Origin of the sequence: Providencia sp. 2024EL-00732, assembly GCF_044006275.1 — a bacterium.
Taxonomy (GTDB): Bacteria; Pseudomonadota; Gammaproteobacteria; order Enterobacterales; family Enterobacteriaceae; genus Providencia; species Providencia huashanensis.
Map to the genome: position 1 here is coordinate 144,155 of NZ_JBIPDG010000004.1, position 15,275 is coordinate 159,429.

A 15,275-nucleotide genomic window follows, 5' to 3' on the forward strand; every position below is an offset into this window, starting at 1 on the left:
ATTTAATTCCTCCTTAAAAAGAGGAACTAAATTCTTAAATGCTTAATTAAATTAATTGGATGGCAGCCTCAATGGCTTGTAATAGTAGCTTTCTATCGTGACGATAAGGGATGTCATCTGCCTCAAGAACACGTTGGATGATTTTACGCTCTCCACTAATATTATCTATTTGCGTGCGTGGCCCAAGGATCAATGCATCGATTTTTTTACAGCCAATATAATGCTCCATCATTTGTAACTTTTCAGGTAAAGAAAGGTTAGCGGCAGGGGAGCTTATTTCTTTTGCTAAGTTACCAATATAAATCATTGGTGCTTTACATTCATGCAATGCACTTGCAATTTCTTCTAACAATAAGAGTGGCATCAGGCTTGTAAAAAAACTACCGGGGCCGATGATGATCAAATCAGCTTGGTGAATAGCCTCTAAAGCTTCGCCTGTCGCTTTGACTGTTGGATATAAACGAAGTTCTTTCGGGACTTCACTCAGGGCATCGACATTCACTTCACCGTAAACCTCATTACCCATCTCATCAACAGCCATTAAGTCAACAGGCGATTCTGACATCGGGATTAACTGCGCATCGACTTTTAGCATATTACGGATGAGATTAATGGCTTCCAAAGGTCGCACGCTCAGATGATCTAATGACTTTAGCATCAAATTACCTAAGTTATGGCCAGATAGCTCACCATTACCACTAAAACGATATTCAAACATGGCAGAGGCAATTGAAGGCTCAGTGATCAATTGGTTCAAACAGTTACGCATATCTCCCCAAGCGATCCCACCTTCAGACCGACGAATTCGACCTGTAGAACCGCCATTATCAGTGGTGGTAACGATGCCGGTTAAACGAGAACCTAAAGAGGAAAGAGAAGACATCACGCGACCAAGCCCATGCCCGCCACCGAGAGCGACAACATGCCTGAGATCCGCCAGACTGCAATTCGGCATAGTGTTCCTATATCAATTAATTTTTAGCACCAAAAAATAACCAAATCGTTTACAACGGCAAAATTCATCCGATATGCCACTGCTATTTTTTATGCTGCACTTAAAAAGGGTTCTAAATAAATTGGGCATTAATCTATCATAAAACATCATTCTTAGCTTAAGTACTGTGATAAAAAACAATAAAAGAGAACATTCCGTATTGAAGTGTGCTTAATGCGGAAAAATACACCAGATAATCTTGCTATAAATCGTACTAAACTGGAAATGATAGGCTTCGGTATTGGGAGTCATAACATAATTGCAACTGCATTTGAGGTATTGAATTGCAATTAAATGGCCGTGTGAGTTTTGTTTACACTGGTTTAATGGCTAACTGGGCTCTTATTTTAGATCTACATCAATAAATGTTTAATTAAATAATAAGGTGTGTTAATCATTTTATGAGAAATTGTATTCATTGTTATAGCTCAAAACAAAAAATTATCAGTAATAATAATGGCTTCGAATCAATTACCTCATCTTATGTAAGCCGCTGTATAATATAATATATATCGAATTCTGATTCGCTTTTTCAATTTCTATCAGCTAGAATCCATACAGAAATTAAGTGAACAGAGTGGCTAATTTTATTTTTCAAAATCAGCGGCTAAGTTCCAAATAAAACTCCTAGCCTTTGCGTCTAAGTTTGCATAAACAAATATGATGCACTGGCCGTGGCATACAGCCACCAGGGTGTAAGATAGAAATGTCTGCATCTCCCGTATTTGGAAAGGTGTGATTATGCAACAACTCGTCGATCAATATGACCGGAAATTTTACTATCTTCGGCTTTCTATAACAGATGTTTGCAATTTTCGTTGCACATACTGCCTACCTGATGGCTATAAACCCAGTGGCCGCCATGAATTTCTAACACTAGATGAAATACGTCGCATCAGTACAGCATTTGCTGAACTGGGAACGGAAAAAGTGCGTATTACTGGTGGTGAGCCAACAATGCGTAAAGATTTCAGCGACATTATTGCCGCAATTAATGAAAATGACGCCATCAAAAAAATAGCGGTGACGACTAATGGTTACCGCATGGCGAGGGATGTACAAACATGGAGAGAGGCTGGTCTGAACGCGATTAATGTCAGCGTCGATAGTCTCGATCCTCGTCAATTTGCTGCAATTACAGGGCAAGATAAATTTTTCCAAGTGATGAAAGGCATTGATGCTGCTTTTGAAGCAGGCTTTGAGAAAGTCAAAGTGAATGCCGTACTGATGAAAAATATCAATGATATTGCGTTGAAATCATTTCTAAATTGGATTAAACATCGCCCAATTCAATTACGTTTTATTGAGTTAATGGAAACGGGGGATGGCAGCGATATCTTCCAACGTTACCATGTTTCCGGTGAAACGGTTCGTGCTCGCTTGATTGAAGAGGGCTGGTATATGTTGCCTCGCTCTCGTAGCGATGGCCCAGCTCAAGTCTTTAGTCACCCTGATTATCAAGGTGAAATTGGGCTTATCATGCCGTATGAAAAAGATTTTTGTCAAAGTTGTAACCGCCTACGTGTTTCCTCACTAGGAAATTTACATTTATGTTTATTCGGTGAAAATGGTGTTCCTCTACGGGATTTGTTGGCAGATGATAGCCAAAATGAAGACCTAAAAGCCCGCATACAGCGTGGATTACACCATAAACGTGAAACTCATTTCCTACATATGGGTGATAGCGGCATTACACCAAATTTATCTGTTATTGGCGGTTAACCCTTTTAGATTTCAGGAGAAAATATGTCCCAACTGACTCACCTCAATGCGTCGGGCGAGGCGCATATGGTTGATGTTTCTGCAAAAACTGAAACTATCCGCGAAGCTCGTGCTGAAGCTTATGTCACGATGAACCCCGAAACGTTATCGATGATTGTTGATGGAAGCCATCACAAAGGGGATGTGTTTGCTACGGCACGTATCGCAGGTATTCAAGCTGCAAAAAATACTTGGCAGCTTATTCCTTTGTGTCACCCATTATTACTCACTAAAGTCGAAGTGACACTTACTGCAGAGCAGCAATATAACCGTGTTCGTATTGAGACATGCTGTCGTTTAACAGGTAAAACGGGTGTGGAAATGGAAGCGTTAACCGCCGCTTCGGTAGCGGCACTGACTATTTATGACATGTGTAAAGCTGTACAAAAAGACATGGTCATCGGCCCTGTTCGCTTATTAGAAAAAACAGGCGGGAAGTCTGGACATTTTAAGGTGGAATGATGATTAAAGTTTTATTTTTTGCGCAAGTACGTGAGTTAGTGGGGGTAGACTGTTTAGACATTACTGAACACTATCAGACAGTTGAAGATTTACGCTACGCGCTCTCTCAAAAAGGTGAACGCTGGGCATTGGCACTTGAGGATGGCAAGTTACTGGCGGCTGTTAATCAATCGTTTGTTCCGTTTACTCATCCGCTTACTGATAACGATGAAGTGGCATTTTTTCCTCCAGTCACAGGGGGATAAAATGGAAAATACCCATATCGCAGTACAGACAGATAACTTTAGTGTTGGCGAACAATATCAATGGCTTGCTGAATGTGATAGTGATGGCGCGGTGGTGACCTTTACAGGCAAGGTTCGTAACCATAATTTAGGGGACAGTGTAGCTGCCTTAACTTTAGAGCACTATCCTGGCATGACTGAAAAAGCCTTAACAAACATCGTCACTGAGGCGAGAGGCCGTTGGCCACTCCAAAGGGTCAGTGTTATCCACCGTATTGGTACACTGCAACCGGGAGACGAAATCGTGTTTGTTGGCGTCACCAGTGCTCATCGTAATGCTGCATTTCAAGCTGCTGAATTTATAATGGATTATTTAAAAACAAAAGCCCCATTTTGGAAAAAAGAAACCTTGCCAGAAAACGAGCGCTGGGTGGAAGCGAAAGAGAGCGATGAAACGTCTGCAAACCGTTGGTAATCGCATTTTTTTCCCTAAAAAATACGAATTTGCCGAATGGTATTGTCAAAATAATGTGTTAGACTTTGGTTAATTTTGTCCGATTGCAGTATTTTTACTGGGTCGATTTTTCTTTTAGCGAAAGGGTAACCATCATGGGTCAGTTTGATCAACGTAATGATTCTCTTGTCCAGAGGGCCAATACAGGCGTTCAGGCATTTATGTCGCAAGTATACGGCTGGATGACAGTCGGTCTATTGCTGACAGCATTTGTTGCGTGGTATTCAGTAAGCAGTGGTTTGTATTACACCATTGCAACGAATAAAATATTGTTTTTTGGAATGATTATCGCTGAACTTGGTTTGGTCATGGGGATATCATTCTTACTGCAAAAAATTAGCGGAATGGCAGCGACGGGCATGTTTATGCTTTATTCACTGCTAACGGGTTTAACTATTTCAGTGATCCTCGCTGCTTATACGGGCGAATCCGTCGCGGGTACGTTTGTAATTACCGCAGTGATGTTCGGTGCATTAAGCTTCTACGGCTATACCACTAAACGTAGCTTAACTGGGATGGGTAACTTCCTGTTTATGGCTCTAATTGGTATCGTTGTTGCTTCTTTAGTTAACATCTGGCTGCAAAGCACAATGATGTATTGGGTGATCACTTACGGTGGTGTGCTACTGTTTGCTGCGTTAACCGCATATGACACTCAAAAACTGAAAGAAATGGGTTCACAAATTGATGAAGATGACAGGGAAACCATGCGTAAGTACTCTATTATGGGTGCATTATCTCTGTATTTAGACTTCATTAACCTGTTCTTAATGTTACTGCGTATCTTCGGTGACCGTCGATAATTCATGTTTCTATCCATTAGTTAACATGTGGTCGCTTTAGCCGTAAAAATTCAAAACCCTTGTTACTTCGGTAACAAGGGTTTTTTGATCTAAATACTATCGTAAAATATGATTTGAATATTATTAGTTTGTTTGTAATTCAAGGCGTTATTGGTGTCTCTAGCATGTTCAATTGTGCTTCTAAAACGTAATGTTATATCTTTATGATCACGCTATTTTTTTCCTAAATAAATAATAAGCCGCTGAACTGGTGATTATCGCAATGATAAATAATGGCCAAAGGCTATGAAAAACCACGGAGAAATCTGCATCTTTAAGGTAGATTTGCTTGGTTATTTCTGTGAAATGGCGAATAGGGTTAATCCACGTTATTTCTTGTAGCCAAATTGGCATATTTTCAACTGGGGAAATATACCCTGACAACAAGACTGCTGGCATCATAAACACGAATACACCAATGAATGCTTGCTGTTGCGTTGAACATAATGCCGAAATTAATAGCCCAAACCCGACCAATGACAAGCCATAAAATAACATGGTGGCATAAAATAGCAGCAGGGAGCCAGCAAACGGAATTTGATAGCAAAAAATACCAATGACAAGTACTAGAGTTGCTTGCGCGGTAGCCACAATCAAAGCAGGGACCGCTTTACCGATAAATATTTGCCAAGTTGTTAGTGGGGAAACTAATAGTTGGTCGAGGGTTCCTTGTTCGCGTTCTCTTGCAATTGACAGCGATGTTACAATCAAAACGCCAATAGTGGTTATCAGAGCAACTAATGATGGAACGATAAACCATTTATAATCCAAATTAGGGTTATACCAATTACGGACAACTAATTCACTGTTATTGAGGGAGACCTGTGTTTGTGCCAATTCTTGTTGGTATTGCATCACAATTTGTTCAACATAGTTTGCAGCAATTTGCGCACTATTTGAATTACGTCCATCAAGCAGTAATAACATATTGGCATTTTGTTGTGTCGCAATATCAGCACTAAAGTTTTGGCTAAAACGAACGACGAGTAGTGCTTGGCGGTTATCAAGTACTTTGCGAACCTCTTTCTCATTTTTCACTAATAAAATATGAGAAAAAGCACTGGCTTTGGCGAGCCGTTGGGTTAGTTCTATAGAGTGTTTACCACTGTCTTGGTCAAAAATAGCAATCGTGGTATTAGTGACTTCTAATGTGGCAGCCAAGGGAAATAAAATCATCTGAAAAACCACAGGTAAAATCAAAATCATCCGCGTCTGTGGTTCTTGAAGTAATGATTGAAGTTCTTTCATAATTAAGGTGTATAAGCGATAAAACATAGTGACACCTCAATCAAGACGACGACGGGTTTTAAGCGCCGTTAAGCCAATAAATAAGATGGCTGATGCGATTAACAACAGAAAATCGGTCAGTAAAACGAGGTAGACATCCCCAGCAAGAAATAGTGTTTGTAAACTACTGACAAAATAGCGAGCTGGGATAAAATAAGTCACTACCTGAATGATTGCTGGCATGCTATCAATTTCAAAAATAAAACCAGATAACATTATTGCAGGTAAGAATGCGGCATTTAGAGCCACCATAGCAGCATTGAATTGATTACGAGTGATGGTAGAAATTAATAAGCCCATTCCAAGTGCGGTTGCAAGATAAAGACTGGTGATCACAAATAACACCAGTAATGAACCTCGATAAGGCACACCTAACACAAAAGTGGTGACAAACATGCATAAAACCATCACAAATGAGCCAAGCACTTGGTATGGCAGTAATTTTGAAAGTAATAATTCAGTTTTAGTAATTTGAGTAGAAAGTAACGCTTCCATTGTGCCACGTTCCCACTCCCTAGCAATGACTAGAGAGGTTAAAATAGCCCCGACAACAGTAATGATAATGCTGATTGCCCCTGGGATAATAAAATGCTGACTAATGGCCGCCTCATTAAACCAATAACGCATATCGACCTCAATCAAGGGGAAAATGGGTTTACCTTGGTTTTCCCCTTGTTGCATCTGCCATGTATGCCAAATACCTTTGGTGTATGCTTGCACAAAATTCGCGGTATTTGGCTCACTACCATCGGTAATAACTTGGATAGCCGCATGGCCTTGTGCTTGCAATAATTGTGCTGAAAAATTAACAGGGATCACGACAATGCCGCGGATCTCACCTGCTTGCATTTTGTCTATCAATAAGTTTCTATTATTACTAATAGTTGCATCAATAAATGGCGAGCCTGTAAAGGTATCGACTAATTCACGTGCTTGTGGGGTTTGCTGCTCAAGCAAAATACCAACGCGTAATTTACTTGAATCTAGATTGATACCATAACCGAAAATAAACAATAACATTAGTGGGATAACAACAGCGATTAATGCACTGCTTGGGTCACGGACAATTTGTTTAGTTTCTTTCCAACATAGCGCTTTGAGCCTACGCCATGAAAAATGGGAAGCTGATTGAGTCATTGAGCCTCCTGCTGTTTATCATAACGGTTGATCAAACCAATAAACGCATCTTCCATCGATGGGTCTGGGTTATCGTTAGTCACAACTTGCTGTTTTAGCTCGTCGGGGGTACCCGCAGCAATAATTTTGCCATGATAAACCAGCCCAATTCTATCGCAGTATTCTGCTTCATCCATAAAGTGTGTGGTGACCATGACAGTGACGCCTTTATCAACCATACCATTAATATGTAACCAAAATTCCCTACGGGTTAACGGGTCAACACCTGAAGTCGGTTCATCTAAAAATAAAATATCAGGTTCATGCATTAACGAGCAGGCCAGTGCTAAACGTTGCTTGTAACCCAAGGGAAGAGAGTCTGTGACCTGATTAATTATGGGAGTAAAATTGAAAGCATCGACCATTTCTTGAATTTTGCTTGATTGTTGTTTGTGATGTAAACCATAAACACCAGAGAAAAACTTTAGGTTTTGCCCAACTTTTAAATTGCCATATAGTGAAAATTTTTGAGCCATATAGCCAAGATGTTGCCTAACTTTATTTGAACTCGTTTTTAAGTCCATACCCAGTACCAATGCTTGGCCATCGGTTGGCTTCATTAAAGCACACATCATTTTAAATGTTGTCGATTTACCTGCACCATTAGGCCCTAGTAACCCAAAAATTTCCCCTCGTTTGACCTGAAAGTTGACCCTATCTGTTGCCGCAAATTGACCAAATTTTTTTGTTAAATTACGAGCTTCTATAACAGTTTCCTGCGGGTTAGCAGGTATTTGTGGCACGATAGCCGCTAATTCGGAACGATGGGATGGCCCGCCACCAAGCAAATCAATAAAAGCATCTTCAAAGCGGGGTTGTGCCTCAATCAGCTTTTTATCGCTCATATCTAAAGCTGCTAATAAATTTGCTTGGGATGCGTTAGGCTTTAAAATTAGGCGAATATAACGGCCTTGGATGACTCCATCGGTGGTTTCGGGTAATACGAGCGCATTTTGTAGCACTGTGCGTTTTTGGTTAGCAGGGGCATCAAGTAAATAGGAACGCCCAGCCATTTTTTGGGTTAATACTTCAGGTGCGCCAGAGTAAAGCTGCTTTCCTTTATTTAAAAGCAGTACATTTTTACATTGTTGGGCTTCATCTAAATATGATGTGCTCCAAAGGATTAACATACCGTCATCTGCAAGGGTATGCACCATTTGCCATAACTCGCGTCGTGCGATTGGGTCTACACCAACCCCCGGTTCGTCTAATAGCAGCACTTTAGGTTTACCTAATAATGTACAAGCTAAACCGAGCTTTTGTTTCATTCCGCCAGAAAGTTTACCCGCCAACCTTTTAGTAAAAGGGGCTAGGCTCGTAAAAGAAAGTAATTGCCGATAAGTAGATATGCGTTCTTCACCCACTATGCCTCTAAGGTCAGCATATAAGTCCAAATTTTCTTGGACTGTTAAGTCTTCATATAGCCCAAATTTTTGTGGCATATAACCAAGACTTGCACGCATCGCGATACTGTCTTCAATGGGGTCAAGCCCCATAACTCGAATTTTCCCCGAGTCTGGTTTTAATAAGCCGGCAAGCATTCGCATTAATGTGGTTTTACCTGCGCCATCAGGGCCAACAAGACCTGTCACAGAGCCACCATGAATATCGATTGTTAAGCTTTCAACCGCAGGGGCGCTAAGGCCAACAAACGTTTTTTCGACATTGACTAGGTGAATACTGTAATTATCACTCATTGCAAACTCTTATTGCTTATGATCAGTGAATTGAATGGTTACAGGCATTCCTTGACGTAATGCCTCATCTGCATCATTGACAACAATGCGTAGCCGATAGACTAAATCAGTTCTTAAATCAGGTGTCTGTACGCTTTTAGGGGTAAATTCGGCGGTCGGCGAGACAAAACCAATGGTACCGTGGTAAGGCTTATCTGGCCGGCTATCAGTACGTAAAAGTACTTCTTTGCCCGGTACTGCCTCACCAAGGTGGGGTTCACTGACATAGGCTCTGACCCAAACAGGGTTTGTGAGTGTCACGCTAAATACGGTATTGCCTGAATTAATGATAGTGCCAGGCTCAATAGCCCTAGTTAATATTGTACCGGTGGAGGGGGCGGTTAAAAGAGTGTCTTGTAAGTCCAATTCAGCTTGTGCAACAGCAGCTTCAGCCTGCAACCATTCGCCCCTTGCGGCGGCTATTTCTTCTTGGCGAAAACCACTTTGATATTGATTGAGTTTATCTTGTGCGGCTTGGAGTGCGGCAAAAGCTTGATTGCGATTATTTTTTGCATTATCTAGCTCATTGGCTGAAATAACGCGTGAAGCTGCTAGCCCTTGCTGGCGCTTATAAAAATTATCCGCATATTGCCAAGCGGCTTGTTTCTGTGCGACTTCAGCTTCAACTTGAGCAATTTCTTGAGTACGGTAACCACTTTCTTTTAATGCTAACTGAGCCTTCGCGCTATCACGTACCCCTTTAGCTTTATTTAATGCATTGATATAAGGGGCATCATCAAGTTGACCTAGTTTATCCCCTGCAACAACGTGTGCACCCTCATCGACATTTAAAGACGCCAGTTTTCCAGGTACACGGAAACTAAGGTTAACGGTTCTAACATCAACATTACCATAGAGTGTCAATGTATTCTCTTGCTGAGATTGGTAATAGTAATAACCTCCAGCGGCAATACCGATTAATATGACAATAATTAGAACAACTGCGGAACGGTTTTTATTGTTCATAGCTAACCTTACTTAAGAGCCTGTGATATGAAAAACGGATATTGGTGTTAGAGGCTGTTGATTTTTGATGCTCGGTTTCTGTTTGAAAGACGGCGAAAATCATCAGCCTCTAGTGATAATCAACGTGAATATTTCACTTTAATTAATGATATCACTTTTCATGTTGTTTGCGATGACGTAAACCAGCTAAAAGTATATTAGTATGCTCAATAAGAACTTGATTAATAATTTCAAATTCATTTTCATTGATATGTTTCCAACCCGTTTGCCGTAACAATGTTTCCCGTGCAATACGAAATGACAGGGTTTCACCAAGAATAGCATGGGTGTGAATAAGCGTCGTTAAATGGTTGGGGTCTGCACCAATATAGAGGGCGATAAGCCGGTTTAATCGTGAGTGTATTGGGCCTAAAGCATGTTCATGAATGATGGTATATGCTTCAGTTGGATTGAGCTGTTCGCGCGCTAATATACGCGAAAAACTCAAATTTTTCTTTTCGAGTTGAAAATAGTTATACGCAATTACAGTCCGTTGCAGTAAATCTAAAGCATCCTCAGGTTTTTGAGTTGCTATCGGTTTTTCTAAAAATTGATCAATTGCCAAGAAAACATCACTGAAATCATCTTTGATATTTTTGGCTATAAGGTGGGCAACGGCTAAGTAAAGCCCTTCTTTTGAACCAAAATAGTAAGATATTGCGGCGATATTTTGCCCTGAAGCTTGTGCAATTTTCCGTGTTGTTGCGCCATCAAGGCCTTGCTCTCCATAGACATCAGCAGCTGTGTGCAGCAGTTGTGTTTTTGCGTTTTCTCCCCGCAAAGTTTGCGATGAACCTGTATTCATAAACATTCCTTTTAAAAATCAGAATTAAATAACACCCAATAAGCTCTTAATTGGCTTTTATGTTTATAAGGGACAAAAAACGACATCTCATAGTATTGTGTAAGTATATATACTATATAGGGGGGATTTTATATTAATTTATTAACCAAACTAAATTAATATATTTATCATCTGCAAATAATGTTAGAATTTGGTGATGTCGCACGGCAGTTTGCGCTTTTTCCTCTGACTCACTTCCCCCATAACTGCCAAAATCTATTGAAAGCGGTGAAGCCCGGAGTAATTTAATTTGACTACTTTTTCAGACCTCGCATTAAACGAGGAAATCTTGCTTGCCATTAATGAATTAGGCTATGAAAGCCCAACGCCAATTCAACAACAAGCGATCCCAGCAGTGCTTGCAGGAAGCGACCTTTTAGCCAGCGCACAAACAGGCACCGGTAAAACTGCGGGTTTTACGTTGCCAATTTTACAAAAACTGGTTACTACTCCTCGTGCTGGGAATAATCGTAAGCCAATTCGCGCATTAATTTTGACGCCAACAAGGGAGCTTGCGGCACAAGTTGCTGAAAATGTAAAAGAGTATAGTCGTCATCTACGTATTCGTTCGTTTGTGGTTTTTGGCGGTGTAAGTATTAATCCTCAGATGATGAAGTTACGCGGAGGCGTGGATATTTTAATCGCGACCCCAGGGCGCTTGTTAGATTTAGCTCATCAAAATGCGGTTGATCTTTCTCAAGTAGAAGTATTTGTGTTAGATGAAGCTGACCGCATGTTAGATATGGGGTTTATTCATGATATCCGCCGAGTTATTAATAAATTACCTAAAAAACGTCAAAATTTATTATTTTCTGCTACTTTTTCAGATGAAATTAAGCAGTTAGCAAATAAGTTACTGAATAACCCAGTGACCATTGAAGTGGCTCCTCGTAATTCAGCTTCTGAACAAATTACTCAGTATGTTCATTTAGTTGATAAAAAACGTAAATCGGAATTACTTTCTTTTATGATTGGTCGTGAGAATTGGCAACAAGTTTTAGTCTTTACTCGGACAAAACATGGGGCTAATCGTCTAGCTGAGCATTTGAATAAAGACGGTATTAAGGCTGCGGCTATTCATGGTAATAAAAGCCAAGGTGCTCGTACACGTGCTTTAGCCGATTTTAAATCGGGGGATATTCGAGTCTTAGTTGCAACCGATATTGCAGCACGAGGCTTAGATATTGAACAACTGCCTTATGTTGTAAATTTTGAGCTGCCTAATGTTGCTGAAGATTATGTACATCGTATTGGTCGTACTGGCCGTGCTGAAGCGACAGGTATGGCGGTTTCATTAGTGTGTATTGATGAAGCTAAATTGCTTAAAGATATTGAAAAATTACTTAAAAAGCCGATTCCAAGAATGTCTGTAGAGGGCTACGAGCCGGACCCTTCTATTAAAGCGGAACCTATTCAAAAAACACCACAACGTGGTGAGCGCCGTTCGAGTGGGGCTTCTAGCAATAAACCTCGTCGTACCAATGTATCCACGGCTAAGCCTAGTACGGGGAAAACGTTGAGTTCGCCATGGAAAAATGCACAGAAAAAAGCTAAACAAGGTCGTCACGAAGGTTAACTGATTTAACTAGTCGTATTAAAAAAGTGGCTCAGCACGATGTTTATTACATCGGTTGAGCTACTTATTTTGATATAGCTTTCCCCTCGCTAAAACTCTTCGTTGCCATTTCCCCATTAAGACGCTCATTCTTATGATAATTCTTCTGCTTATTTACCAACGAAAATGTATTATAGGCGGCAATTGATTAGGTTAAGTTTTATGTCACACGTTAATATTAATATTCTAAAGGTGCTTTATTTAAGGCAATTAAATGTATGAAATTTCTTTTTACCTTATGGCGTTTTTGGGTGAGTAATTTATGCGTGTTTTATTAGCTCCGATGGAAGGGGTTTTAGATCCTCTAGTTCGCACTTTACTTAGTGAAGTTAATGATTATGACCTTTGTATTACCGAATTTATTCGAATAGTTGATACTTTATTGCCGGCAAAAACCTTTTATCGCCTATGCCCTGAACTAAAGTATAAAAGCCGAACTCCTTCTGGGACTTTAGTACGGGTGCAATTATTAGGGCAACACCCACAATGGTTAGCTGAAAATGCGGCTAGAGCTATAGAACTAGGTTCATATGGTGTCGATTTAAATTGTGGTTGCCCCTCTAAAACAGTGAATGGCCATGGCGGTGGAGCAACATTATTAAAACAGCCTGATTTAATCTATAACGCAGTCAAAGCGATGAGAGCAGCAGTACCTAAACCGTTACCGGTTTCGGCTAAAGTTCGTCTTGGCTGGGATAATAGTGACCTTGCTTATGAAATTGCAGATGCGGTTCAACAAGCAGGTGCAACAGAACTAACTGTTCATGGGCGAACGAAAGAAGATGGTTACAAAGCAGAGCGAATTAATTGGCATGCAATAGCTGAAATTCGTCAGAAACTTACGATCCCTGTTATCGCTAATGGGGAAATTTGGGATTATACCAGTGCTCAGAGTTGCCTTAATATTACAGGTTGTGATGCAGTAATGATTGGGCGTGGAGCATTGATCACCCCGAACCTGAGTTGTGTGATTAAGCATAACCATAAAAAAATGCCGTGGGAGCAGGTTGGGTTATTACTATTAAAATATACGGAGTTAGAAAAACAAGGGGATACAGGTAATTACCATGCAGCTCGTATCAAGCAATGGCTTGGTTATTTACGTAAAGAGTACCGGCAAGCAGACGAATTATTTTCCCAAGTAAGGTCTTTAAAAAATGCTCAACAGATAGCACAGGTCATAACGGAAATAGTTAGCCATTGATGATGAACACGAATAATTATCAGGAGTTAATAGTTGCTAAATTGGCTTATAGGGTCTTTACTTATTTGATATGGTAGTGGTTTAGTTAACTTATTTACTACTATTATATAAGATTTTTAGAATATTACTGTGCAACAACCTAGTCTAGGAGGAGTAAGATGGGAGTTATTGCTTGGATTATTTTTGGTTTAATTGCAGGTATCTTAGCTAAGTGGCTAATGCCAGGTACTTACCATATGGGGTTTATTATGACCACTGTGCTAGGGATCGTTGGTGCGGTTGTTGGTGGGTACATTAGCACCTTCTTTGGCAAAGGGAAGGTTGACGGCTTCAACTTTGGTAGTTTTGTTGTCGCTGTTATCGGGGCAATTGTGGTGCTGTTCTTAGCGGGTATATTTGTAAAATAACGCTTTCTTAGTTAGTAAAATCTATTATATAAGCCACTCAGACAAGTTAGTGGCTTATATCTTTTATGGGGTATCGAAAAAGGTTGATTAGTTATGGCTCTATAGGAAGGCCATTATCCTGCCCCCATTGTGCCCATGAACCATCATACAACCGTACATTATGGTTACCCAAAAGTGTAAGGGCCATCAACACTACAGCTGCGGTCATCCCAGAGCCACATGTTGTCATTGATGGTGCATTAATATCAACACCTTGCTCATTAAAAATGGCTTTCAGTTGTTCTGGGGATTTAAACATACCATTTTCAACCAGTAGGTCCCACGGGACATTTTTGCTGCCGGGAATATGCCCCATACGTAACCCTGGGCGAGGTTCTGGTGCTTGAGCTAGAAAGCGAGCAGTGGCACGGGCATCAATAATTTGGATTTTACCATCATGAACAATATCAAGTACTTGTTGCTGGTTCAGTGCATTACTGTCTTTACGTGAGGCTGTGAATTTTTTAGTTTCAGGAGGGGGAACCTCACCAGATTGAACAGTAAATCCTGCAGCTTTCCATGCATCGATACCGCCCGCTAAAATTTTAATGTTATTGCAGCCCATAGTGGTGAAAGTCCACCATGCTCTAGGCGATGAAAATAAATTATTTTGTGAGTAAATAATAACTTGCGTCTCATTGCCTATACCCATCATTCCAACGGCGTGGCTGAATACTTCAGCGCTTGGTAGCATATGAGGTAAGTCACAGGATTTATCGGCGATTTCATCTTGATGAAAAAACTGAGCGTTAGGAATGTGTTCTTCTAGATAACGTTGACGGCAGTCATAAGGAGCGGTTGGTGGGGGAGATGAGGCATCAAGTACAATGATATTGCCATCAAACAGATGTGCGTTTAACCATTGAGGGGTTACAAAATAGTCGTTGTACATAAGCTATCTCCATGCTGGTTTGATAAATGACTCTAAATTATTGCACTTGATTAGGTGCTGGTAATACTGAGGGGGATTGTTGTTGCCCCTGTTCAATAGGTGTCGTTGAACGAGTGTAAATATTCATGCCAGCTAAAACAATGCCGCCTACTGAGCCAAAAGCACATAATGCGCAAAGTGCGATAACAACCTTTTTCATTTTCTGTGGCCTGCGTAATCATAGTAGTAATAAGAACACAAAGTATAACTGGATGAGTGTTGCAAACAAGTTAA

At 40.5% G+C, this 15,275-nt stretch carries 16 protein-coding genes and 1 riboswitch; of the genes, 8 read left to right on the forward strand and 8 right to left on the reverse strand.

What is annotated here, in order from left to right:
- Window positions 1-46 precede the first annotated feature (46 nt).
- Window positions 47-955, reverse strand: a complete 909-nt coding sequence (gene yvcK, locus ACHB7C_RS09020; RefSeq protein ID WP_042846604.1) for a uridine diphosphate-N-acetylglucosamine-binding protein YvcK — start codon at window positions 953-955, stop codon at window positions 47-49.
- Window positions 956-1,606: 651 nt separating this feature from the next.
- Window positions 1,607-1,746, forward strand: a riboswitch (molybdenum cofactor riboswitch).
- On the opposite strand from yvcK, the gene moaA reads away from it, so the two are divergent.
- The 5 genes from moaA to ACHB7C_RS09045 all read left to right on the forward strand — a co-directional run bounded on the left by moaA (window position 1,736) and on the right by ACHB7C_RS09045 (window position 4,758).
- On the forward strand, window positions 1,736-2,716 hold the full coding sequence (moaA, locus tag ACHB7C_RS09025; RefSeq protein ID WP_042846603.1) for a GTP 3',8-cyclase MoaA: 981 nt from the start codon (window positions 1,736-1,738) through the stop codon (window positions 2,714-2,716). It overlaps the preceding riboswitch by 11 nt.
- A 24-nt stretch (window positions 2,717-2,740) precedes the next feature.
- A complete protein-coding gene (gene moaC / locus ACHB7C_RS09030) occupies window positions 2,741-3,217 on the forward strand; it encodes a cyclic pyranopterin monophosphate synthase MoaC (protein ID WP_042846602.1) in 477 nt (158 codons plus the stop codon).
- Window positions 3,217-3,462: a molybdopterin synthase sulfur carrier subunit gene (gene moaD, locus ACHB7C_RS09035; protein WP_042846601.1), complete on the forward strand. Its 246-nt coding sequence runs from the start codon at window positions 3,217-3,219 to the stop codon at window positions 3,460-3,462. Before moaC ends, moaD begins: the two co-directional genes overlap by 1 nt.
- Window position 3,463: 1 nt before the next feature.
- Window positions 3,464-3,916, forward strand: a complete 453-nt coding sequence (gene moaE / locus ACHB7C_RS09040) for a molybdopterin synthase catalytic subunit MoaE (protein ID WP_042846600.1) — start codon at window positions 3,464-3,466, stop codon at window positions 3,914-3,916.
- A gap of 134 nt (window positions 3,917-4,050) precedes the next feature.
- A complete protein-coding gene (locus ACHB7C_RS09045) occupies window positions 4,051-4,758 on the forward strand; it encodes a Bax inhibitor-1/YccA family protein (RefSeq protein ID WP_048606499.1) in 708 nt (235 codons plus the stop codon).
- A gap of 207 nt (window positions 4,759-4,965) precedes the next feature.
- On the opposite strand, the gene ACHB7C_RS09050 is transcribed toward ACHB7C_RS09045, so the two are convergent.
- From ACHB7C_RS09050 to cecR, 5 genes are all read right to left on the reverse strand, one after another.
- The gene (locus ACHB7C_RS09050) at window positions 4,966-6,072 is read right to left on the reverse strand and encodes an ABC transporter permease (protein WP_042846598.1); all 1,107 of its coding nucleotides are present in this window, start codon (window positions 6,070-6,072) and stop codon (window positions 4,966-4,968) included.
- Between the two features lie 9 nt (window positions 6,073-6,081).
- A complete protein-coding gene (locus ACHB7C_RS09055; RefSeq protein ID WP_198861184.1) occupies window positions 6,082-7,221 on the reverse strand; it encodes an ABC transporter permease in 1,140 nt (379 codons plus the stop codon).
- The gene (locus ACHB7C_RS09060) at window positions 7,218-8,957 is read right to left on the reverse strand and encodes an ATP-binding cassette domain-containing protein (RefSeq protein WP_048606502.1); all 1,740 of its coding nucleotides are present in this window, start codon (window positions 8,955-8,957) and stop codon (window positions 7,218-7,220) included. The genes ACHB7C_RS09055 and ACHB7C_RS09060 overlap by 4 nt, the downstream gene beginning before the upstream one ends.
- 9 nt (window positions 8,958-8,966) lie before the next feature.
- Window positions 8,967-9,962: a secretion protein HlyD gene (gene hlyD / locus ACHB7C_RS09065; RefSeq protein ID WP_042846595.1), complete on the reverse strand. Its 996-nt coding sequence runs from the start codon at window positions 9,960-9,962 to the stop codon at window positions 8,967-8,969.
- 151 nt (window positions 9,963-10,113) lie between these two features.
- Window positions 10,114-10,812, reverse strand: a complete 699-nt coding sequence (gene cecR, locus ACHB7C_RS09070; RefSeq protein ID WP_173424819.1) for a transcriptional regulator CecR — start codon at window positions 10,810-10,812, stop codon at window positions 10,114-10,116.
- Window positions 10,813-11,095: 283 nt separating this feature from the next.
- Here cecR and rhlE point away from each other — a divergent pair, with 283 nt between their 5' ends.
- From rhlE to ACHB7C_RS09085, 3 genes are all read left to right on the forward strand, one after another.
- Complete coding sequence (gene rhlE, locus ACHB7C_RS09075) at window positions 11,096-12,421, forward strand: ATP-dependent RNA helicase RhlE (protein ID WP_042846593.1); 1,326 nt, start codon at window positions 11,096-11,098, stop codon at window positions 12,419-12,421.
- A gap of 301 nt (window positions 12,422-12,722) precedes the next feature.
- Window positions 12,723-13,664, forward strand: coding sequence for a tRNA dihydrouridine(16) synthase DusC (gene dusC, locus ACHB7C_RS09080; RefSeq protein WP_198861185.1), 942 nt, complete (start codon window positions 12,723-12,725; stop codon window positions 13,662-13,664).
- Window positions 13,665-13,822: 158 nt separating this feature from the next.
- On the forward strand, window positions 13,823-14,071 hold the full coding sequence (locus ACHB7C_RS09085) for a GlsB/YeaQ/YmgE family stress response membrane protein (protein ID WP_042846591.1): 249 nt from the start codon (window positions 13,823-13,825) through the stop codon (window positions 14,069-14,071).
- A 91-nt stretch (window positions 14,072-14,162) separates the two neighbouring features.
- Here ACHB7C_RS09085 and sseA read toward each other — a convergent pair whose 3' ends face one another.
- The gene (sseA, locus tag ACHB7C_RS09090; protein ID WP_198861186.1) at window positions 14,163-15,002 is read right to left on the reverse strand and encodes a 3-mercaptopyruvate sulfurtransferase; all 840 of its coding nucleotides are present in this window, start codon (window positions 15,000-15,002) and stop codon (window positions 14,163-14,165) included.
- A 37-nt stretch (window positions 15,003-15,039) separates the two neighbouring features.
- Complete coding sequence (locus ACHB7C_RS09095) at window positions 15,040-15,201, reverse strand: hypothetical protein (RefSeq protein WP_164975526.1); 162 nt, start codon at window positions 15,199-15,201, stop codon at window positions 15,040-15,042.
- Window positions 15,202-15,275 lie beyond the last annotated feature (74 nt).

What these genes read in the sequence shown, in the direction of transcription:
- sseA (WP_198861186.1), bottom strand. Translation starts at nt 15,002, where the DNA reads ATGTACAACGACTATTTTGTAACCCCTCAATGGTTAAACGCACATCTG.
- cecR (WP_173424819.1), bottom strand. Translation starts at nt 10,812, where the DNA reads ATGTTTATGAATACAGGTTCATCGCAAACTTTGCGGGGAGAAAACGCA.
- hlyD (WP_042846595.1), bottom strand. Translation starts at nt 9,962, where the DNA reads ATGAACAATAAAAACCGTTCCGCAGTTGTTCTAATTATTGTCATATTA.
- moaC (WP_042846602.1), top strand. Translation starts at nt 2,741, where the DNA reads ATGTCCCAACTGACTCACCTCAATGCGTCGGGCGAGGCGCATATGGTT.
- moaD (WP_042846601.1), top strand. Translation starts at nt 3,217, where the DNA reads ATGATTAAAGTTTTATTTTTTGCGCAAGTACGTGAGTTAGTGGGGGTA.
- ACHB7C_RS09045 (WP_048606499.1), top strand. Translation starts at nt 4,051, where the DNA reads ATGGGTCAGTTTGATCAACGTAATGATTCTCTTGTCCAGAGGGCCAAT.
- ACHB7C_RS09085 (WP_042846591.1), top strand. Translation starts at nt 13,823, where the DNA reads ATGGGAGTTATTGCTTGGATTATTTTTGGTTTAATTGCAGGTATCTTA.
- ACHB7C_RS09060 (WP_048606502.1), bottom strand. Translation starts at nt 8,957, where the DNA reads ATGAGTGATAATTACAGTATTCACCTAGTCAATGTCGAAAAAACGTTT.
- yvcK (WP_042846604.1), bottom strand. Translation starts at nt 955, where the DNA reads ATGCCGAATTGCAGTCTGGCGGATCTCAGGCATGTTGTCGCTCTCGGT.
- moaE (WP_042846600.1), top strand. Translation starts at nt 3,464, where the DNA reads ATGGAAAATACCCATATCGCAGTACAGACAGATAACTTTAGTGTTGGC.
- dusC (WP_198861185.1), top strand. Translation starts at nt 12,723, where the DNA reads ATGCGTGTTTTATTAGCTCCGATGGAAGGGGTTTTAGATCCTCTAGTT.
- ACHB7C_RS09050 (WP_042846598.1), bottom strand. Translation starts at nt 6,072, where the DNA reads ATGTTTTATCGCTTATACACCTTAATTATGAAAGAACTTCAATCATTA.
- moaA (WP_042846603.1), top strand. Translation starts at nt 1,736, where the DNA reads ATGCAACAACTCGTCGATCAATATGACCGGAAATTTTACTATCTTCGG.
- ACHB7C_RS09055 (WP_198861184.1), bottom strand. Translation starts at nt 7,221, where the DNA reads ATGACTCAATCAGCTTCCCATTTTTCATGGCGTAGGCTCAAAGCGCTA.
- ACHB7C_RS09095 (WP_164975526.1), bottom strand. Translation starts at nt 15,201, where the DNA reads ATGAAAAAGGTTGTTATCGCACTTTGCGCATTATGTGCTTTTGGCTCA.